Source organism: Tolypothrix sp. PCC 7712 (genome assembly GCF_025860405.1).
Classification (GTDB): Bacteria; Cyanobacteriota; Cyanobacteriia; order Cyanobacteriales; family Nostocaceae; genus Aulosira; species Aulosira diplosiphon.
In genome coordinates, this window is the sequence record NZ_CP063785.1 from 6314735 (window position 1) to 6335551 (window position 20817).

A 20817-nucleotide genomic window follows, 5' to 3' on the forward strand; every position below is an offset into this window, starting at 1 on the left:
ATGCAAACTCAAGAGAGAGCAACGACCAATCAAGTTGCAGAGGCGATCGCTAAAAGCCAACAATATCTGCTGTCAATTCAAAATCCGGCAGGGTATTGGTGGGCAGAGTTAGAATCTAATGTGACGATTACGGCTGAAGCTGTTCTGCTGCATAAAATTTGGGGAACAGATAGCACCAGACCCTTGCACAAAGTAGAAAATTATCTCCGTTCTCAACAAAGAGAACATGGCGGTTGGGAACTTTATTTTGGGGATGGGGGAGAACTGAGTACTACAGTGGAAGCCTACATGGCTTTGAAACTCCTGGGTGTCTCAGCTACTGACCCCGCTATGCTCAAGGCGAAAGCTTTTATTCTCCAACGGGGTGGCATCAGTAAAACTCGCATCTTTACTAAACTACACCTAGCCCTAATTGGCTGTTACGACTGGCGCGGTATTCCTTCCCTACCGCCCTGGATTATGCTTTTGCCCAATAGCTTCCCCGTCAATATCTACGAAATGTCGAGTTGGGCGAGATCCAGTACAGTACCGTTGTTGATTGTCTGCGATCGCAAACCGATTTTCCAAATTGACCCAGCAATCAGCGTCGATGAACTCTATGTAGAAGGACGCGATCGCGTGCAATGGGAATTGCCGAGAAGTGGTGATTGGACTGATATATTTATCACCCTGGATCAAGGATTCAAATTCGCGGAAAGCTTAAATTGGGTTCCTTTCCGCAAAGAAGGCATCAAAGCCGCCGAAAAATGGGTTTTAGAACGCCAAGAAGCTACAGGTGATTGGGGTGGAATTATTCCCGCCATGCTGAATTCACTGTTAGCTTTGCGCTGTCTAGATTATGACCCCGCCGACCCCATTGTCGAACGGGGACTGAAAGCAGTTGATAACTTTGCCATTGAAACCGCAGATAGCTACTGCGTTCAGCCTTGTGTTTCCCCAGTTTGGGATACAGCCTGGGCAATTCGAGCTTTAATAGATTCTGGTTACGCCCCCAATGATTCCGCGATTGTCAAAGCGGGAGAATGGTTAATAGATAAACAAATTCTTGACTACGGGGATTGGACTATTAAAAACCGTCAAGGAAAACCAGGCGCTTGGGCGTTTGAATTTGACAATCGCTTTTACCCAGATGTCGATGATTCTGCGGTTGTAGTTATGGCGCTACACCAAGCAAAACTGCCCAACGAAAAATTAAAACAAGCTGCGATCGCCCGTGCTTTAAATTGGATTGCTTCTATGCAGTGTAAGCCAGGCGGTTGGGCAGCTTTTGACATCGACAACGATCAAGATTGGCTCAACTCTATACCCTATGGCGACCTCAAAGCCATGATTGACCCCAACACAGCTGATGTCACAGCTAGGGTATTAGAAATGCTCGGTGCTTCTAACTTATCAATAAATCAGCAAAATTTTGAAAGAGCGATCGCCTATCTTCTACGCGAACAGGAACAAGAAGGCTGTTGGTTTGGTCGTTGGGGAGTAAATTACATATACGGTACAAGCGGTGTTCTCTCAGCCCTAGCTTTAGTTGCACCAAAAACTCAGCAACAAAGCATCGAACGAGGCGGAGCTTGGTTAGTAGGCTGTCAAAACCCTGATGGTGGTTGGGGTGAAACTTGCCGCACCTACAACGACCCCAGCCTCAAAGGACAAGGAACCAGTACAGCCTCCCAAACAGCCTGGGCTTTAATTGGACTCATAGCTGCAGGTGAAGCCACTGGTAAATTTGCTCATAACGCCATTGAGCAAGGGATTAACTACCTGTTAACCACCCAGAAACCAGATGGTACTTGGTACGAGTCATATTTCACAGGTACAGGCTTCCCCTGCCATTTTTACCTCAAATACCACCTTTATCAACAATACTTCCCCTTGATTGCCCTTGGCCGCTATCGGGCGGTGTTAGGGATTGGGGATTAGGGACTGGGGAACTCGGGGCCCCCTCTGGGGATAAGGGGTAATGGGGACTGGGGACTGGGGATAAGGGAGATGAGGTAGATGAGGGAGATGAGGGAGATGAGGAAGAAAAGAGGACAATGGCATTACCCATTACTCATTACTCATTACTCATTACTCATTACCCAATGCCCAATGCCCAATGCCCAATGCCCAATGCCCAATGCCCAATGCCCAATGCCCAATGCCCAATGCCCAATGCCCAATAACATTTGCATCCGGTAAACTGTTACATTTATATATAAAAGAGTTTGTGATTAAATCATCATGAGCAACTCTCCTTCCAAGGAAACTCAACCTAGCTACGTCAAACTCGCCATGCGGAACATGGTGCGGAAAGGCGGTACTTCTCTCAAACATTTTTTCCTGACCACTATAGGGCTATTAGCTGTCTTTGTAGGTCTTGCTTACTTGACTCGCTGAAAATCAACCAAAACCCTGAGTTAGTTGGAGAATTTGTAGCTAGTGCAAGTTGAACTAGATGTACAAGATTATTTTTACGAATCATCCCCAGAGAGTAAAAATTTGGGGGTTGATGAACGGATAGCTGGTGAAACATGGGAACATTGGTTTGCTTGTTGGTTAGAAATACTGCAATCCGAGCTACCACCTGCACCAGGTTACGAAATCAGCCTGCGATTGACAGATGATGCGGAAATTCAGACCCTAAATGCCCAGTATCGTCAACAAGACAAACCAACAGATGTTTTATCTTTTGCGGCTTTAGAGGTGGACATTCCCCAAAATGCGGAAATGTTCGCCTCTATGCCTTTATATTTAGGTGATATTGTAGTGTCCGTTGACACAGCCAAGCGCCAAGCTCAACAACAGGAGCATAGTTTGCAGACCGAATTAGCTTGGTTAGTTGCTCACGGCTTACTGCATTTATTAGGCTGGGATCATCCTGATGAGGAAAGTTTAGTCAGAATGTTAAAACAGCAGGTAATATTGCTGAGAAAAGTAGGTATTGCGATTGACATTGAGTAACTACTATTATTTATCTCAGTTCCCAAAAACTTCTAGATAAAATTGGCGAAAACCAATTTACGCCATTAAAATCGGCCCAGATCTAACTTTACTAACTTCATGTGAGGATGCTTCAGCCTATGTCCCAAAAACTCTCGGTTCCCCCAACTTCTAACCGCCTACCAAGCATTGTGGCTCCAGAACGGCGGCAATCTTGGCTAGTAGCTACTAATTTATTTATTAGTTTTAAATATGCTTGGGCTGGAATCAGCTATAGTTTTCAAACTCAACGTAATTTTCGGATTCATGTAGGTGTGTGTGCGATCGCGATCGCCTTAAGCCTCGTTTTACATCTATCTGCTGTAGAAATAGCTGTAATTGGTATAACTAGCGGTTTAGTTTTAGCTTTGGAATTATTAAATACTGCTATTGAGTCCTTGGTTGATTTAACAGTTAAGCAGACTTACCATGAACTAGCTAAAATCGCCAAAGACTGTGCTGCTGGTGCTGTACTGGTTTCAGCGTTAGTAGCTGTTTTAGTAGCTGGTATGCTTTTGCTGCCACGTTTGGCAACTTTAATTATGTCCTCTTTCTAGGTGTTACCCTTTCATTCCATAATTGATGACGTTTGCAGCAATTGAAATCTGGTGACAATTAAACAAAATCATACAAGTAATCTGACCAGGAGTTATCAGCTGTGATTATAGTCATCGATAATTACGATAGTTTTACTTATAATATAGTTCAATATTTAGGAGAACTAGCAGCAGAGTTCCCCGTGGCTACAGATATTAAAGTGTTCCGTAACGACAAAATATCTGTAGATGAGATTCGGGCTTTAAATCCAGCGCTTGTAGTAATTTCTCCTGGCCCTGGTCGTCCGGAAGATGCAGGTATCAGCTTACAGTTAATTGAAGAGCTAGGTGCTAATTTGCCAATTTTGGGCGTATGTTTAGGCCATCAAAGCATTGGGCAGGTATTCGGTGGTAAAATCGTTTCGGCTCCAGAGTTGATGCATGGCAAAACTTCTCAGGTGACTCACACCGGGGTGGGAGTTTTCCGGGGATTAGAAAATCCTCTCACTGCGACTAGATATCACAGTCTGGTAATCGATCGCGAAACTTGCCCCGATGTCTTGGAAATCACCGCTTGGGTTGAGGATGGTACTATCATGGGAGTCCGACACCGGAACTATCCTCATATTCAAGGAGTCCAGTTTCACCCAGAGAGTGTTTTGACATCTTCAGGCAAGCAATTGCTACGAAACTTTCTGGAACAATTACAGTCGAGAGAGTAATTAATGAAACGACGACAATTGATGGGCTATGCTGGGGCGGGTTTGGCAACAGCTTTTCTGACTACCTTGAGTTCTGAATTTCCAGCTGGCGCGCAATCTAGCGGTTTATCAGTTCAGTGGTTGGGTCATACGTGCTTTCTGTTAACGGGTGGCGGTGTAAAAATTCTCGTCAATCCCTTTCGGTCTGTTGGCTGTACAGCTGGGTATCGCGCACCCAAAGTTGCAGCAGATTTGGTAATGATTAGCAGTCAATTGCTGGATGAAGGTGCAGTAGATGGACTCCCAGGTAAACCCAAACTCATCTATGAACCAGGAGTTTACGAGTTCCAAGGCATTAAATTCCAAGGTATTGCCATCGACCACGATCGCAAAGGTGGTAAGCAGTTTGGTATGAATACTGCTTGGGCTTGGAAGCAAGGCGGAATTAATATCTTACACTTAGGTGGGGCAGCTGCTCCCATTAGTGCCGAGCAAAAAATTCTCATGGGGCGACCCGATGTGGCATTTGTGCCCGTGGGTGGTAGTGCCAAAGCTTATAATGCTCAAGAAGCCAAGCAAGCCATTCAAATTTTAAATCCCAAGCTAGTAATTCCTACCCATTACCGGACACAGGCGGCTGATGCTGCTAAGTGCGAAATTGCTGGGCTAGATGAATTTCTGAACTTGATGCAAGGTACAACTATACGCCGTAGCAACAGTGACTCTATTACAATTAGTCCTGGTAATTTAACAGAAAATAGCGTTATTCAAACCTTGAGTTACAAGTTTTAATTTTTGACTCTGTAAATCTTGAAATCACACAAGTAGGGTGCTTTAACGAAGTGTAACGCACCCTACTTGTGTGGCAAGCCTTAAATGTTGCAATAAAAATCAATTTTATCCGCATTTCTCTGCTTTCATCTGCGGTTAATTTTTTCCAATCTAATGCACTATTTTAGCCTTGCCACGCCACTACTGGCGTGATTGCCCATGCATTACACTGACGCTAACGCATCTTACTAATAAATAAAGTTCAGTTAAGAAAATGAATTGATAAAAAAACCAAAAAACTAGTTAAAAAAACAGAACAATAATTTTGGAGGGGGTTTGGGGGACGCAACCGTCACCCAATCGGGGGTTTGGGGGATTCTCCCCCAATTCTTCTGGCTTTTTTAATAAGTGACAAATCAATTACTAATGAGCTTAACCCAAGCGTAAGCTGTTACGCATTTAAATTGTATATTTCGCGCTCAAGAGGTCAAAAAGTCAAGAGTCCAGGGTCAAAGGCTAGCTTGGACTTTTGACTCTTGACCCTTGACAGCCCTAACGCCAGAATATTTAATCTAGGCGCGTATCAGCTTATTGACTAATAAATATTTATTAATACCAATTCTCTACAATTCGGTAAAGCATTTCAACTCCGAAATTCAGACCATATCTGGCTTTCTTCATTACGAATTACGTAGCGCTTTGCACTTCCCCTAGGGTATTACGAATTACGAATTGGTATAACGGTAGAATTCCCTTGATCCTCTACTGTGTTCCGGATTCAGAATGAAACTTTCACATCAAAGCCTTTAGTAGGAGTAGAGAAAGCAATATAGCTAAACTCTACTCAAATTAATTGTCTGTAATTGCTGAGATTGCACTATCTACAGCATTGCTAATCTTTGTGCGACAACCGAGAAACTCAATATTTATCTAGAAAGTAACCCATTTTTTCAGAGGATTACCATCTGCGCCTAGTATAGGCTGACCATTTTCGTCTACTTGGATTGGAGACAGTTTTTCGGTCTCTGCAATTGGAGTTCTGGTAACTGTTGTACCATCTACATTGGTTGTCCAAATTTCATCCGCACCTGTAGCATAATCGCGGAAGTAGATATCAGTTCTACCATCGTTGTTGAAATCACCAAATGTTGCTTGGGCAGTTGTAGAACTGGGTGCGAGGAATGTTTCAGTTACAATTGTGGTACCGTCCATCAACCAGGTGGTGTTTTCACCTGTGGCATTATTGCGCCAGAAGATATCAGTCTTACCATCACCGTTGAAATCAGCAATGCTAGATGTCCAGTTTGCATCTAGGGTTGTCAAAGCACCTTCAGTGAAGAAGACGTTATTTAATACAGAATCTGTAGTCCAAATTTTGTTTTCGCCGGTTGTAGTATTCCGCCAGAGAATGTCAGAACGGAAATCACCGTTGAAATCGCCAAGGGTGAAAGTCCAACTAGCATCTTGTGCTTGTAGAGAAGTCTTACTAGCTTGGGTACCATCGATGAACCAAGCACTGTTTTCACCAGTCGCACTACGCCAGAAAATGTCAGTTTTACCATTACCATCGAAATCGACCATAGTAGGAGTCCAGGTAGGGTCGAGACTGTCTAGTAAGGTTCCGCTTTTAATGACTTGGCTGGGGTTGCTACCATCTACCAACCAGATGGCGTTTTGACCTGTTTGATTATTACGCCAGAAGATATCAGTCTTGCGATCGCCATCAAAATCGCCAATCAGTGGTGTCCAGGATGAATCTAGAGTATCTAGACCAATTAAACCAGCAACGTTTACTCCATCCATTAGCACCAAGCTGTTCTGTCCTGTTACCTGATTACGTAACAAGAAGTCAGTCTTACCATCGCCATTAAAATCACCAATTTTGTAAACTGTTGAAGCTAAATCAATTTGCCCTAAAGAACCCTTAGCAGCAACGTTTGTCCCATCCATCAACCAAACTTGAGTTTCACCGGTTTGAGAATCAACCCAGATTTTATCTGTTTTACCATCGCCGTTGAAATCAGGTACGAGCGCCGGACTTGTTATATAAGGATTAGGGTTGGGGTTAGCAGAACCAAATAAGGATTGTGATGATACAGAAGAAGCGCTACTTTGGCTATTAATAGCAGTAGATTGTTCATCAAAAGGTGATGATATATTTAATGTTTGGTAATTTGCTGATTGCAAACTTGTATCCAAAGATTTATCAGGCATGGTGGGTTCTTATGACTGGTTGTAATCAAAGTTTTAACTTCTTTGGTTAATAAAATTCTGTTCTTGCATAACATTTGCATAGCATTAAATATTTTTTAACTAAGTTTGTTTAAATATCAATATTTAATCACATTGATTTGTCTTGAATAATAAATTAGATGTGTTCTTAAAGTTCACGATAAACAATAAAATAAATATTTTTGTTCAAGTTATGCTTTGTAGATAAAGCGGAAAGCCAATATTTATAAGGTGTTTAAAGCCAGCAATGATAGACATCACAGTTCTGTATTTGAGGATAATTAACTGCAAAAATATATATGAAACAGCGAAAAACCAAATTGTTAATGGTGTATACAGTAAAATTCATTGATGTCCAGATTGAACATTGCTAGTTAATAATCAAAATATCTTGATCGATAAATTGATATATAATTAATGCTCTGTATTTTCAAAAATTAGCGAATGATAACTTTTCGATTCGAGAGCAGCATAACAGCTAGAAAAATCAAAAAATATTGACTAAATCAATAGAAATTAGTCACAACTATCACAGATGTAATATATGCAATCTGTAGTGTTTAAAGGTTAAGATATCAAGATAATTGGAGATATAAAGTAGCTATGCAAGCAGAATATCAGCAGCGTCGTCAGCAATTGATGTCAAAACTTGGCAATGGAACTGCCATTTTTCGCAGTGCGCCAATGGCTGTGATGCACAACGATGTGGAATACACTTATCGCCAAGACAGTGATTTCTTTTATTTGACTGGATTTAACGAACCGCAAGCGGTAGCTGTGTTAGCACCCAATCACCCAGAACATAAGTTTGTATTGTTTGTTCAACCCAAGGATCGGGAAAAGGAAGTTTGGACTGGTTATCTCTGTGGAGTCGATGCAGCTAAAGAGTTGTATGGCGCTGATGAAGCTTACCCCATCCACGAATTGGATGAGAAATTACCCCAATATTTAGAAAAAGCCGATCGCATTTACTATCATTTAGGACGCGATCGCACTTTTAATGATACAGTTCTCAAACATTATCAAAGTTTACTCCGCACCTACCCCAAACGCGGTACAGGGCCAATTGCGATTGAAGATACAGGCGCAATTCTCAGCGCTATGAGATTGCATAAAAGCACAGCCGAATTAGACTTGATGCGCCAAGCAGCTGCGATCGCCACCGAAGCACACACTCATGCACTGAAAGTTACCACACCGGGACGTTATGAGTATGAAATCCAAGCAGAAATAGAACATATTTTCCGCTTGCGGGGTGCAATGGGGCCTGCTTATCCTTCCATTGTCGCCTCTGGTGTTAACGCTTGCGTCTTGCACTACATCGAAAATGATCGTCAAATGCAGGATGGGGAATTACTGCTGATTGATGCAGGTTGCGCCTATGGTTATTACAACTCTGATATTACCCGGACATTTCCGGTAGGCGGGAAATTTACCCCAGAACAAAAGATATTATATGAAATTGTTTTAGAAGCACAGAAAAAAGCGATCGCTCAAGTTCAACCAGGTAACCCCTTCAATTTAGTCCACGATACAGCCGTGCGTGTCCTCACAGAAGGCTTAGTTGAAGTGGGAATCTTGAAGGGTGAAGTTGACAAATTAATTGAAGAAGAAAAATATAAACCATACTATATGCACCGTACCAGCCATTGGTTAGGCTTGGATGTGCATGACGTGGGAGTGTATCAGCATGGTGACAACCCGCAGATTTTACAACCTGGACAAGTTCTCACCGTAGAACCAGGATTATATATTGTGCCAGATACCAAACTCGCAGAAGACCAACCCCCAACCGATCCGCGTTGGGTAGGGATTGGGATTCGCATCGAAGACGATGTGTTAGTAACCAGCACAGGACATGAGGTGTTAACTGCTGGAGTTCCCAAAGAAGTAGATGAAGTGGAAAGATAACTTGGAGTTGACTATTGACGGTTGACTGTTGACGGTTAACGACTCAGTGATTATGCAATAAAGATCAATGATGCTGTGAATCAATCAATTGATGGGTATAACTCTTGAACCGAGAAACCTTCGTTTTGCCGTTTTCTCCCGCCCTGCAATAAATTGCGGGCTAATAGGTAAAGTACGTTAAAACGCACTGAAAATACTTAGAGGTATTGCATCTCAGGGGTTATACCCACAACCCAATTCACCCACAGCATCTTGAATTACAAGCTTAATAGCTCAAGTAAAGTCTACTAAAGTGGACTCAGGTACATCTTCCAGTCCACTTGAGTGGACTTAAACTATTAGACCTACACTTCAGTGTAGGGCGGGATGTCGGCAAACACGATACTTTGACTCTACCGCTTCTTCAGTTTTCCTCTGGTTCTAGCAATTCCCAAATCAGTAAGGCTAACTCAATTACAATTCCTGAACCGGGGACAAAAAAATCAGCAATTAAAGGAATCAGAAATAACACAACCGCCATCAGCTTCTTAGCTTTCATTCACTTAACCTCAAACGCTGAAGCAACTGTAAATTTGGGGTAGTAAATGGAAGCAAAAGCCGCAGTCTATTGGCTGTAATGCGTGAATCTGCCGAGGTTAAAGTTTGGGGATGCTAGATTTAGTTTGGGGAATCCCTAAACTTTGTCGCAAATTTGGGCAAGAATAACCGATGGTGCGTGTTAGCTATGGTGATGAAGTCGAAGCGCGGGTAAGAAAACTTTTAGAAAGGTTTTTGGCTTATGTCAATGACGAGTTAGAAGACAGTGAACTGTATAAAATTGCCCTCAACTGGGAAACTCCGCAGCAAGTAATAGTCAGAACACAGCTAAGAGTTCTGGCGGAACTTAGCGGTTTGAGCAAAGAACAAGTCCGAGACTCACTAAATGCGCTTAAAGATTTTGTAGAAATTATCGAAGATTTGCGCGAACACAAGCGAGGTTCAGAGGATTGGCACTTTCGGCTGAAACTTTGGCATGATAAAAGCGACAAACAGGGGAATTTACAAAAATTTGATGCTGAATGGCAAAGCCGACGCGAAAAATTACCTGGTGTACAGCGTGCGGAAGGTAAAAAAGCTAAACTTTCGCCTACCCGTTACGAAAATATTCCCTTGAGTGGGGTGGTAGAGTTTGTCGGACGAGAAACGGAATTACAAAACCTCCATCGATTGTTGCAGAAGAATCAACAGGTAGCAATTGCTGCTATTGCGGGGATGGGTGGAGTCGGGAAAACAGAACTAGCACTGCAATATGCCAGTTCCCACCGCGTCACTTATCAAGGCGGAATTTGCTGGTTGTCTGCATTACAGGATGTGGGGGTGCAATTGGTGCAGTTTGCGCGTAATCAGCTGCAATTGAACATCCCAGATGATTTAGATTTAGTTGGGAGAGTGCAATTTTGCCTCACAAAATGGCATGAGGGAGAGGTTTTACTAGTAATTGATAACGTTACTAACTATCGAGAGGAAGTCAGAAGTTATTTAGAGTCTGTTCCTTCCCGGTTTAAGCAGTTAATTACCACACGGGAAAAATTACAGCCGCCAATAGTGCGCTTAGATTTAGATGTGCTAACACCACTAGCGGCGATGCAGTTATTAAAATCTATTATTGGTAGAGAACGACTGCGGCGTGAGGCTTTAGTTGCGAGAAGACTTTGTAAATGGCTGGGATATTTGCCCTTGGGTTTAGAATTAGTCGGGCGTTATTTGTTAGGTGATGAGCAATTAACCCTAGCAGAAATGCTGCAAGACTTGGAAAAAGAGCGTTTAAAGCATGAGGCTTTAGAAGAAGTTCCCCAAGAAATGACTGTTAAGTTGGGTGTTGCTGCTGCTTTTGAGTTGAGTTGGCGACGGTTGCGAGAAAATGCTCAACGTTTAGGCTGTCTTCTGAGTTTATTTGCCCTAGCTCCGATTCCTTGGGAGTTGGTGGAGGATATAACAATAAAGGATGAGACTCAAGATTGGAAAAAAGCTAGGCGAGATTTGTTACAGTTGCATTTACTCCAGCCCAAAGGTGAGGGAATTTATCAACTGCATCCCCTGCTGCGTGAGTTTTTCCAAGATAAGCTTACAGGTTTAGAACAGGCAGAGGAATTTAAGCGAAGTTTTTCTATGGTAATGGTAGCATTTGCCAAAGAGATTCCTCAAACTCCCACACTTCAGCAAATTAAGGATGTCGCCCCCGCCATACCTCACTTGGTAGAAGTAGCAGACAATCTCATTCAGTGTGTCAGCGATGATGATTTAATTTGGGTATTCGTTGGCAATGCTCAATTTTATCATGGTCAAGGATTGTATGACAAAGCAGCACCTTGGTATGAGCAGTGTTTAGAAGCTTCGAGAGAACGCTTGGGTGAGGAACATCCAGATGTTGCAACTAGCCTCAACAACCTAGCTGAACTCTACCGTTCCCAAGGAAAATACAGCCAAGCCGAACCTTTGTGCATCGAAGCTTTGGATTTAAGACGACGCTTGCTTGGTGAGGAACATCCCGATGTTGCAACTAGCCTCAACAGCCTAGCTCTACTCTACCGTCGCCAAGGAAAATATAGCCAAGCCGAACCTTTGTACATCCAAGCTTTGGATTTATTGCGACGCTTGCTTGGTGAGGAACATCCCGATGTTGCAGCTAGCCTCAACAACCTAGCGTTACTCTACAGTTCCCAAGGAAAATACAGCCAAGCCGAACCTTTGTACATCCAAGCTTTGGATTTAACACGACGCTTGCTCGCTGAGGAACATCCAGTTGTTGCATTTATCCTCAACAACCTAGCTCAACTCTACAGTTCACAAGGAAAATACACCCAAGCCGAACCTTTATGCATCGAAGCTTTGGATTTAAGACGACGCTTGCTTGGTGAGGAACATCCCGATGTTGCAACTAGCCTCAACGACCTAGCGTTACTCTACAGTTCCCAAGGAAAATATAGCCAAGCCGAACCTTTGTATATCCAAGCTTTGGATTTAATACGACGCTTGCTCGGTGAGGAACATCCAGAGTTTGCAACTAGCCTCAACAACCTAGCGTTACTCTACAGTTCCCAAGGAAAATACAGCCAAGCCGAACCTTTGTACATCCAAACTTTGGATTTAAGGCGACGCTTGCTCGGTGATGAACATCCAGAGGTTGCAACTAGCCTCAACAACCTAGCTCAACTCTACTACTACCAAGGAAAATACAGCCAAGCCGAACCTTTGTACATCCAAGCTTTGGATTTAAGGCGACGCTTGCTCAGTGATGAACATCCAGATTTTGCAGCTAGCCTCAACGACCTAGCTTTTCTCTACTTTTCCCAAGGAAAATACAGCCAAGCCGAACCTTTGTACATCCAAGCTTTGGATTTAAAGCGACGCTTGCTCGGTGATGAACATCCAGATGTTGAATCTAGCCTCAACAACCTAGCTTTTCTCTACTTTTCCCAAGGAAAATACAGCCAAGCCGAACCTTTGTACATCCAAGCTTTGGATTTAAAGCGACGCTTGCTCGGTGATGAACATCCAGATGTTGAATCTAGCCTCAACAACCTAGTGTTACTCTACAGTTCCCAAGGAAAATATAGCCAAGCCGAACCTTTGTACATCCAAGCTTTGGCACTTAGGCGCAAGCTGCTGGGAGAAGAACACCCAGATGTCGCACAAAGTCTCAACAACCTAGCGGGACTCTACTACTACCAAGGAAAATACAGCCAAGCCGAACCTTTGTACATCCAAGCTTTGGATTTAAGGCGACGCTTGCTCGGTGATGAACATCTAGATGTTGCAACTAGCCTCAACAACCTAGCTTCACTCTACTTTTTCCAAGGAAAATACAGCCAAGTAGAACCTTTGTACATCCAAGCTTTGGATTTAAAGCGACGCTTGCTTGGTGATGAACATCCAGAGGTTGCAGCTAGCCTCAACGACCTAGCTTCACTCTACTTTTTCCAAGGAAAATACAGCCAAGCAGAACCTTTGTACATCCAAGCTTTGGATTTAAAGCGACGCTTGCTTGGTGAGGAACATCCAGAGGTTGCAGCTAGCCTCAACGACCTAGCTTTTTTCTACAGTTCCCAAGGAAAATACAGCCAAGCTTTGGATATTTTAGAACGACATTTAGGAGCGGATCATCCCAATACTGTAACTGTGCGTGAAAAATTAGCATATTTACGCGACGCTTTTAACTCACAACAGTAAAATTCAAGTTCCGAACTTCATCATTCAAGCTTTTATCTCCAAGTTCCGAGTTCCGAACTCAAAGTTTCATGTTCTGAACTCAAAGTTTCATGTTCCAAACGAGAACGTTCCTGTTCCAAACGCGAATGTTCATGTTTCAAGTGAGAACGTTCTTGTTCCAAACGAGAATGTTCCTGTTCTGAGGTGGAATGATGGTGTTCTGAGGGCGATCGCTCTTGTTCTGAGGTGGAATAATGGTGTTGAGAGTGCGATCGCTTTTGTTCTCAGGTGGGATTAGGGTGTTGATGGTGCGATCGCTTTTGTTTCGAGGTAGAAATTCATCAGCGAATGGAGAAATTAGGGGCATTGTTAAAATAGTTAAGACAAGCGGTTTATGGGAGAAATAACCATGACAGTTGCAAATGCTCAAAAAATGACTTTTGAGGAATTTCTTCAATTTGATGACGGTACGGATACTTTATATGAATTGGAGAATGGGGAATTAATTGCTATGCCTTTTGAAAGTGAGTTAAATCGGCGAATAGCGACATTTTTATTAATCTATTTTTCTAAATTAGGTATTCCCTATTACCGCTTGAGTATGAAAACAGAAATTGCTGTAAATAGTCGTATGGTAGGGGTACGTGTTCCTGATTTGGTGGTGTTTTCGGAAGAGTTGGCGATGGTAATGCAAGTTGCTACGCGATCGCTAATTTTGATGGATATGCCGCCGCCATTGTTGGTGGTTGAGGTGGTGAGTCCGAATCAGGAAAATCGGGATTATCGTTACAAGCGTTCCGAGTATGCAGCGCGGGGTATTGCAGAGTATTGGATTGTTGATCCTATTGCTCAAAAGGTGACAGTTTTGGAATGGGTTGAGGGATTTTATGATGAGCGAATTTATCAGGGAGAAAGTGCGATTGTCTCTTCAATTTTTGCTAATCTTCAGTTAACTGCTGCTGAAGTTTTGCAAGGATGAGATGTGATGAAAACGATTAATTAAATTCGACAAATTGTATCACTACAAACGCTCGACTCAACTTAAATTGTAGAATAATGTGCGTAGATGTAAAGCTGCTTTCGGATTCACAATGAAATAGTTAAAACCTAGCGATGAATAAAGAACTGACTCAAGCGATCGCCTCTGAAATTCAGTTATTTCAAAATATCGAACAGAAAGAAAACTTTCTTTTTTTACTCGGTGCTTTAACAGCTAAAGTAATTAGCTTAAAAAAAGCTGCGGAAGTTATGCAGCTAGAACCAGCAGAATTACTCAAAATTCTAGACTTGATGGGAATTGAGTTTTCCTATCTCAGTGAAGAAGATGTTGCTTTAGAAAAAATGAGCTTCTCCACACACTATTAATTCATCAACTTCATTAAAAAGTAAAATTCGCCGCTTATGATAGTGTGAGTTTTTGGCACCCTGATGTGACACACAATCAATACCAGCGACAAAAGATAATTAGTGGAGTGGCGATCGCTTTTTCAGTAACAGCTTGCAGTTTTACCCCAGCAAGTATTTCTCCACAATCCAACACCAAGCAGCTAACAAGTCAACTTCACGCTGTACAAGTTCCGCAACAAAAGACAACCAGCCAAGATAAACCACAATCACAGTCACCAGCTAAAGTAGAAAACCTCACTTTTAGCGTTCCAGAGAAATTTCAGGGACAAACTGTGTATCATGTTCAACCTAACAATAACGAGAAAGTTATCGCCTTGAGCATTGATGATGGCCCTTGGCCCAAAACTACATTACAAATGCTGGATATTCTCAAGCAAAATAATGTCAAAGCTACATTCTTTTGGGTAGGACAAGCTTTACAAGCCAATCCCGAAATTGCGAAACAAGTAGTAGCCCAAGGACACGCCATTGGTAATCATACTTGGCATCATTGGTATCGCCGCATGGATGCAGCCACAGCCAAAAGTGAAATTGAGCGCACAAATGAACTAATCTACAAAACCACAGGAGTAAAAACTAGTCTGTTTCGTCCCCCCGGAGGCGTGTTAAACAACGGACTAGCAGCTTACGCCAAAAGCCAAAAATCAGCAGTAGTCATGTGGTCGCAAACTTCCGCCGACACCGATCCGCGTGCTAAATATGAAGTATTCATCAAAAACGTCTTAAGAGATGCCAAACCCGGATCTATAGTATTGATGCACGACGGCGGAGGCGATCGCAAAAGAACTGTAGAAGCCTTGCCCGAAATCATCAGCGGACTCAAAAAGCAAGGCTACCGATTTGTTACAGTTCCCGAACTATTGGAAATGCAAAGGTAATGGGCATGGGGCATTGGGCATTGGGCATTGGGCATTGGGCATTGGGCATTGGGTGTTTGTTCCCCTTTTACCCTTTCCCCTTGTCCCCTTGTCCCCTTGTCCCCTCATCCCCACTCACTCACTCAAAGCCGACGCACAAGCTTGGGCTTCTTGCCAAATTTTATGGAGGAAGAACTCAGTGCGATCGCTCATGGTGGTGACAAATACACCTACGGCTTCTTGTGTCCCATCTGACAACCAAGAACCCCGCAAAGTTACTTCCATATATTCCGCATCACAGCGAGATAAAGCCATAATTTCAGTATCATGGCGTTTGATTGCCGCCTCCAGCATTTCTAAACCTGGTAAATCTGCAGGTAGCAAAAAGGAAGCAGTGCTGGGTTCAACATGGAGAGATTGACCAACTCGCATTGCCAATACTACTCGCTGTGCTACCCACTCCTCCAGCGATAAGCTGAGGCACTCTAAGTAAAAACTCCTTTCAGTGTAAGTTAATTTCAACATTCCTTCTGCTCTCCTGCTATTCCAGGTTGGCTTGCATATTTATCCAGAACTCTTCAGCAATAGAAATCGCCTGATAGACTGGTGGCTTTGGTTGATTACGCAGATGCATCCTCGAGGTGCGGTTCCCTTGATCAGGGTGAAATTTTTTACAAGCTATGACTAGGTTATTCCATTTGTGATGGCCGCCGTGCGATCGCCAAATTACGGGTTTTAGTGTGAAAGGTTTGTTCCTACCGTCATCTTGGCAACTATGATAGCCTCGCCGCAAAAATGCACCTGATGGGCGGTTTTGTAACTTAACTCTCTTCATCCCAAATCGTGGCAAGTAATTTGGAGAACATACCACTCTTGATGGCTTTAACATTAGCATCACGCTAGTCACAGCTTGACTCCTTATTAAAAAACCCCCGCTTCTTCTTTAGCTGAAGCGGGGGTGGGAAATTGACCTCTAATTCTTCTGGTCTTTATTGGTACAGTATTGCTCTACCTGTACCTCCCGCTTCTTACGCCTAATTGTGGTTTTGCATTCAGCACATCAATGCTGATATTTCTAAAATCATAAATACTCTCTGTGATTTGCTGATATCGGCCACCATTACCCATAAACAAATACTCCACTCCCAAAGATGCTGATTCCAGACTGGCTCGGCAGTTGGTAGCACCTAAAGAAGTAGAGATGGGGAAAATGGATTTCACAGAAAATTTCACCTATTGAACATTCCTTTAAACATACTACACTTGTATTACTATCCTGTCTATACCTTGAAGGAGAAAAAGTCATGCATACAATCGCTCGCACCCCAACCACCGATATGGAAGTTACCAGCATCCGTTTAGAACGGGAACTTAAAGATAAACTGAAAGATATTGCTGGTAATCAAGGATATCAAGCTCTCATTCGCGATATCCTCTGGAATTATGTGCAGCAAAAATCAGGTGAGTGGAAACCGCGATTTTCAAAGACTGATATTCGAGCGAGCATAGCAGCCACAGCTCAACAAGAAGAACGTTGTGTACTAACAGGTCAAATCATTCAGCCACAACAACCGATGCTTTTAGGATTCACCAGAAATGGCGATATGGTACCTCTGAGTATCGAGAGTTTGGCCGGATAGCTTTTTATTATCGGAATGCAGCCTAGTTACTCATCCGGGCAAATAGGCTGCATTCATTGTGAAGCGGAATCTAAAATGATACCAGCGATATGATTTATCAACAATTATTTAAAGTTAATTATATAGTTATCAATTGTTATAAAAAAATTCATCTATTTATTGATAGAGCTTTCCCTCTTTAACTCATATTGATTTTGCTAACTGACAGAGCCACTGCTAGTGGCGAAAAATTCAGAAACTGTAAAGCCAAAAGGCTGATTAAACAATAGTTTCATCGACTTTCAGATATGTGCGAGCTCAGTGCAACTCAATGTCAAACAACACTTGAGTCACAGGGGGTTTCACATCACTTGACAGATACAAATCATCAGCATTATTAAATATAGGATTATCGACCATAGGAGTTAAGCAACAATACGTAGATATAGCACACTGCTGTTATGCAGAAGCTATCAAAATTATTGCTCAGGCTTTTCCTAAATCGTAATTATACTTAGAGCTAGATCGAATCAATTGGTTAGCTCGCTGAGTCATGAGTTTGAGAAAAAAATATAATTTTTTCCCCTAATTCTACTCAGTGATATCACTGAGTAGAAGGTTGACTTTTTGCCTCAATTCCAGAGAAATTACGGTTTATGTATAGTTACAGACAGGATATCCTATCTCAAAGTTAGTAAATTAACTTAACCCCAAGTCGTTAGAGCTTCTCTAACAAAGGGATTTTAGTATATCCTAGGTACTTTCATTACTTGTGTAAAAATTCGTTTAATATACCAAAAACTTGGTCATCTGAAATAGAAAAGGGCTATAACAGGTGAGAGAAAGTCTTTACAAAAGATTTGCAATTCGTCAGGGTGCACTAAAAAACTAAGGGTGAAGAATTAAGCCAAGAGGTTGGGTGCAAAACATGGGGTCGTTATCCAAGAGCGTGCCAGGAATGAAAAAGCGTTTATCATCGCCGCCACAGTGCCCAGATGACGTAGATCGACTACAATCATACCCAGTCAAGCTGATGCAGCATCCACAAGAAACAACCTACCAGTTGTCAGAACAAATTAATCAAATTGTCGCTACCACACCAGCGACGGTTTTAATGCTGCAAGAATTGTCCAAGTTGCTTGGAGTGGCTTTTCAGGTAGATTGTTGCTTGATTACAGTGATGAGCGAGGTATCCAGTGAAGTAACTAGTAGTAATTGGTGCCATGAGGAATATTTAGGTTTGCCGCAATCAAACGAAGTATTTTCGATGGAACAATTGCTCATGGAACTCAATGTAGTTCAATGTGCGGCTGAACCATTAAATATTGAGGATATTTCGACAATTCAACAAAGTCTCGAACTTGGTTGCCAATCTTTGCCACTTCCAATTAAAGCTGTTTTGGCAATTCCTACCCGCTTTCAGGGGAAAAACAACGGGATAATTAGCCTGATTAAGTTTCAATCTCATGATTGGACTAAGTCAGAACAGCAATTACTCAAAAGTATAGAGTCCGTTTGCGCGATCGCTTTTTCACAAGTAGCCCAAGCACAACTAATAGCGGCTCAACAGCAGCATGTACAGCAGAGTCACCAACACCAAAACTTAATTAGGCAATTAACTATACTTAGTCGCAGCAACTTGGAGTTAAATCAAATGCTCCAGTTGGCGATCGCTTCTACTGCTGAATCTCTCCAAGCAGATAGGGGTTTGTTTATTACATTAAAATATACAGATCCTTTATTTAGAACTCGGTCTAAAAAGCAAATTCCCAATGCCAAAGCTACTGTAATCAGACAATGGACTCGGGATAGCCAAAATGTGTCTAATACTACATTAGATACCTTACAAGACCAATCTTTTGCTATTTCCGACTGTGGTTTGTGCCAGCGCGTATTCATCGACTTCGGCAAACCAGTAGTGATTGATGACTATACAGAACAAACAGAGATTTTGGCAGTCGCGCCATTGTTTGCTGTAGAGCAGTTTCCCGCAGTGCTGTTAATGCCATTAGAAAGCCAAGGCAAAATTTTAGGCTTTTTAGTTCTACAACAAACTGTAGCTCGTAATTGGCAATCATCTGAGTTAAATCTGGTAGAAATGGTATGTGCTCAAGTCAGCAACGCCATTATTCAGTCACAGACATTGCGACAAGTGCAAAATTTGGTGGATGAGCGTACAGCCAAATTACAAAGTAGCTTAGAACTACAAGCCAAATTGCACGAAAGAACTAGGCAATATGTAGAGCAATTGCGAGAACTCAATGAACTCAAAGATGAATTTTTGAGCAATATGAGCGATCGCTTACGCTATCCGCTGACAAATATGCTGATGTCAATTCGCAATTTACGTCTGCCAAGCATTACACCAGAGCGTCAAAATAGATATTTCGATATTTTAGAGCAGGAATGTACTAAAGAAATTAATCTCATTAATGACTTACTGACATTGCAAAAGCTAGAGTCGCAACAAGCAACGCCGCAATTTGAAAGTATTGATTTAAATAGACGCATTCAAGATTTAGCCGCCTCTTTTGCCACAAAACTGGCAGATAAAGGATTAAGCATTAACCTAGATTTACCAGAGAAGTCATTAAAACTACAAACTGAAATTGAAAGTTTTGACCGCATCTTGCAAGAGTTATTAACTAATGCTTGTAAATATTCAGAGTCTGAAACCATTGTTGATTTAGAAGCCACTCACCAAGTTAATCAATTGGTGGATCAAGTTATTATTAAGGTGACTAATATCGGCCGCGGGATTTCTGAGCAAGAAGCGACTTATATCTTCGACAAATTCCGTCGCGGTAAAGGACGCTGGACTCCTGGGACTGGTTTGGGTTTGGCTCTCGCCAAGTCCCTAGTGCAGCATTTAAATGGGACAATTAGCGTTGAGAGTACGCAAATTGCAGATTCCGATCTGAGTAAAATTTGCTTTACCTTTACGTTGCCCCAGTTTTCTGACGAAAGCAAAACATATTCGGAAAGTGACTGAACAACCTAACACGACAGTCGGCGTTAACTTCAACGCCGCTAGTGACGAAACCAACCAAGAACCTAATTTGGCTGTGAGTACAGGTGTTGAACCATCTGTAGATATCCAAATTGAAAAAATCGCCGAACGACAACGACAAATCACCGCCAACATCCAGATACCCCAACCAATCGAAAAAATCTGGAAAGTGCTCACAGATTATGAAGCCTTAGTTGACTTCATTCCCAACCTGGCGAAAAGCCGAAGATTGGAGCATCCAGATGGTGGGATTCGCCTAGAACAAGTAGGTTCGCAGCGCTTACTCAACTTCAACTTTTGTGCGCGTGTCGTTCTGGACTTGGAAGAATATTTCCCCAAAGAAATTAACTTCCGCATGGTAGAAGGAGATTTTAAAGGCTTTTCTGGGAGTTGGCGCTTAGAACCTTATCCCTGTGGTGATGTGATGGGTACCAATCTTTGCTACACAATTGAAGTTTGGCCGAAACTCACAATGCCAGTGACAATCATTGAGAATCGCCTCAGCAAGGATCTACAATCAAATCTTTTAGCTGTTTACCAACGAGTACAACAGTTAAGCAATTAAATATACTAAAAAATAAAAAACCTATCTTGATTCACATCATCATAAGATAGGTTTTCTAT

21 protein-coding genes are annotated in these 20817 nt (G+C 42.3%); 15 read left to right on the plus strand and 6 right to left on the minus strand.

The genetic code is table 11. The features are described 5' to 3' along the window. The 7 genes from shc to HGR01_RS25890 all read left to right on the plus strand — a co-directional run bounded on the left by shc (position 1) and on the right by HGR01_RS25890 (position 4990). Positions 1 to 1920, plus strand: a complete 1920-nt coding sequence (gene shc, locus HGR01_RS25860; protein WP_045871233.1) for a squalene--hopene cyclase — start codon at positions 1 to 3, stop codon at positions 1918 to 1920. Between the two features lie 96 nt (positions 1921 to 2016). Next, positions 2017 to 2181, plus strand: a complete 165-nt coding sequence (locus HGR01_RS25865) for a hypothetical protein (RefSeq protein WP_155539330.1) — start codon at positions 2017 to 2019, stop codon at positions 2179 to 2181. Positions 2182 to 2223: 42 nt separating this feature from the next. Next, a complete protein-coding gene (locus HGR01_RS25870) occupies positions 2224 to 2379 on the plus strand; it encodes a DUF3285 domain-containing protein (RefSeq protein WP_071989418.1) in 156 nt (51 codons plus the stop codon). Between the two features lie 42 nt (positions 2380 to 2421). Next, positions 2422 to 2943: an rRNA maturation RNase YbeY gene (gene ybeY / locus HGR01_RS25875; RefSeq protein WP_045871231.1), complete on the plus strand. Its 522-nt coding sequence runs from the start codon at positions 2422 to 2424 to the stop codon at positions 2941 to 2943. A gap of 119 nt (positions 2944 to 3062) precedes the next feature. Then, the gene (locus HGR01_RS25880; RefSeq protein ID WP_045871230.1) at positions 3063 to 3518 is read left to right on the plus strand and encodes a diacylglycerol kinase family protein; all 456 of its coding nucleotides are present in this window, start codon (positions 3063 to 3065) and stop codon (positions 3516 to 3518) included. 101 nt (positions 3519 to 3619) lie between these two features. Next, positions 3620 to 4219: an anthranilate synthase component II gene (locus tag HGR01_RS25885; protein ID WP_045871229.1), complete on the plus strand. Its 600-nt coding sequence runs from the start codon at positions 3620 to 3622 to the stop codon at positions 4217 to 4219. A gap of 3 nt (positions 4220 to 4222) precedes the next feature. Further along, positions 4223 to 4990 (plus strand): MBL fold metallo-hydrolase, encoded by a 768-nt coding sequence (locus HGR01_RS25890; protein ID WP_045871228.1) that lies wholly within the window; start codon positions 4223 to 4225, stop codon positions 4988 to 4990. Positions 4991 to 5899: 909 nt separating this feature from the next. Here the strand turns inward: HGR01_RS25890 and HGR01_RS25895 are convergent. Beyond that, on the minus strand, positions 5900 to 7183 hold the full coding sequence (locus HGR01_RS25895; RefSeq protein WP_045871227.1) for an FG-GAP repeat domain-containing protein: 1284 nt from the start codon (positions 7181 to 7183) through the stop codon (positions 5900 to 5902). Positions 7184 to 7804: 621 nt separating this feature from the next. Between HGR01_RS25895 and HGR01_RS25900 the strand changes: the two genes are divergently transcribed. Next, positions 7805 to 9112: an aminopeptidase P N-terminal domain-containing protein gene (locus HGR01_RS25900; RefSeq protein WP_045871226.1), complete on the plus strand. Its 1308-nt coding sequence runs from the start codon at positions 7805 to 7807 to the stop codon at positions 9110 to 9112. 403 nt (positions 9113 to 9515) lie between these two features. On the opposite strand, the gene HGR01_RS25905 is transcribed toward HGR01_RS25900, so the two are convergent. Further along, entirely contained in the window at positions 9516 to 9650 is a 135-nt protein-coding gene (locus HGR01_RS25905; protein WP_255325237.1) for a hypothetical protein, read from the minus strand. 170 nt (positions 9651 to 9820) lie between these two features. Here HGR01_RS25905 and HGR01_RS25910 point away from each other — a divergent pair, with 170 nt between their 5' ends. Continuing rightward, positions 9821 to 13321, plus strand: a complete 3501-nt coding sequence (locus HGR01_RS25910) for a tetratricopeptide repeat protein (RefSeq protein WP_071989417.1) — start codon at positions 9821 to 9823, stop codon at positions 13319 to 13321. A gap of 136 nt (positions 13322 to 13457) precedes the next feature. Here HGR01_RS25910 and HGR01_RS25915 read toward each other — a convergent pair whose 3' ends face one another. Next, on the minus strand, positions 13458 to 13667 hold the full coding sequence (locus HGR01_RS25915) for a hypothetical protein (RefSeq protein WP_155539328.1): 210 nt from the start codon (positions 13665 to 13667) through the stop codon (positions 13458 to 13460). Positions 13668 to 13709: 42 nt separating this feature from the next. Between HGR01_RS25915 and HGR01_RS25920 the strand changes: the two genes are divergently transcribed. The 3 genes from HGR01_RS25920 to HGR01_RS25930 all read left to right on the plus strand — a co-directional run bounded on the left by HGR01_RS25920 (position 13710) and on the right by HGR01_RS25930 (position 15585). Beyond that, entirely contained in the window at positions 13710 to 14279 is a 570-nt protein-coding gene (locus tag HGR01_RS25920) for a Uma2 family endonuclease (protein ID WP_045871225.1), read from the plus strand. Positions 14280 to 14413: 134 nt separating this feature from the next. Then, a complete protein-coding gene (locus tag HGR01_RS25925; protein ID WP_045871224.1) occupies positions 14414 to 14665 on the plus strand; it encodes a hypothetical protein in 252 nt (83 codons plus the stop codon). Between the two features lie 65 nt (positions 14666 to 14730). Further along, entirely contained in the window at positions 14731 to 15585 is an 855-nt protein-coding gene (locus HGR01_RS25930; protein WP_096622161.1) for a polysaccharide deacetylase family protein, read from the plus strand. 114 nt (positions 15586 to 15699) lie between these two features. Here HGR01_RS25930 and HGR01_RS25935 read toward each other — a convergent pair whose 3' ends face one another. The 3 genes from HGR01_RS25935 to HGR01_RS25945 form a co-directional block, all read right to left on the minus strand. Next, complete coding sequence (locus HGR01_RS25935) at positions 15700 to 16089, minus strand: alr0857 family protein (RefSeq protein ID WP_045871222.1); 390 nt, start codon at positions 16087 to 16089, stop codon at positions 15700 to 15702. A gap of 16 nt (positions 16090 to 16105) precedes the next feature. Beyond that, positions 16106 to 16399: an HNH endonuclease gene (locus HGR01_RS25940; RefSeq protein ID WP_052335234.1), complete on the minus strand. Its 294-nt coding sequence runs from the start codon at positions 16397 to 16399 to the stop codon at positions 16106 to 16108. A 173-nt stretch (positions 16400 to 16572) separates the two neighbouring features. Continuing rightward, positions 16573 to 16797, minus strand: coding sequence for a hypothetical protein (locus tag HGR01_RS25945; RefSeq protein WP_045871221.1), 225 nt, complete (start codon positions 16795 to 16797; stop codon positions 16573 to 16575). 71 nt (positions 16798 to 16868) lie between these two features. Here HGR01_RS25945 and HGR01_RS25950 point away from each other — a divergent pair, with 71 nt between their 5' ends. The 3 genes from HGR01_RS25950 to HGR01_RS25960 all read left to right on the plus strand — a co-directional run bounded on the left by HGR01_RS25950 (position 16869) and on the right by HGR01_RS25960 (position 20758). Next, positions 16869 to 17204 carry a hypothetical protein gene (locus HGR01_RS25950; protein ID WP_045871220.1) on the plus strand — a complete coding sequence of 112 codons (336 nt, stop codon included), beginning with the start codon at positions 16869 to 16871 and terminating at the stop codon, positions 17202 to 17204. Between the two features lie 937 nt (positions 17205 to 18141). Then, entirely contained in the window at positions 18142 to 20175 is a 2034-nt protein-coding gene (locus tag HGR01_RS25955) for a GAF domain-containing protein (RefSeq protein ID WP_045871219.1), read from the plus strand. Next, the gene (locus HGR01_RS25960) at positions 20168 to 20758 is read left to right on the plus strand and encodes an SRPBCC family protein (protein WP_045871218.1); all 591 of its coding nucleotides are present in this window, start codon (positions 20168 to 20170) and stop codon (positions 20756 to 20758) included. The genes HGR01_RS25955 and HGR01_RS25960 overlap by 8 nt, the downstream gene beginning before the upstream one ends. The last annotated feature ends 59 nt before the right edge of the window (positions 20759 to 20817 follow it).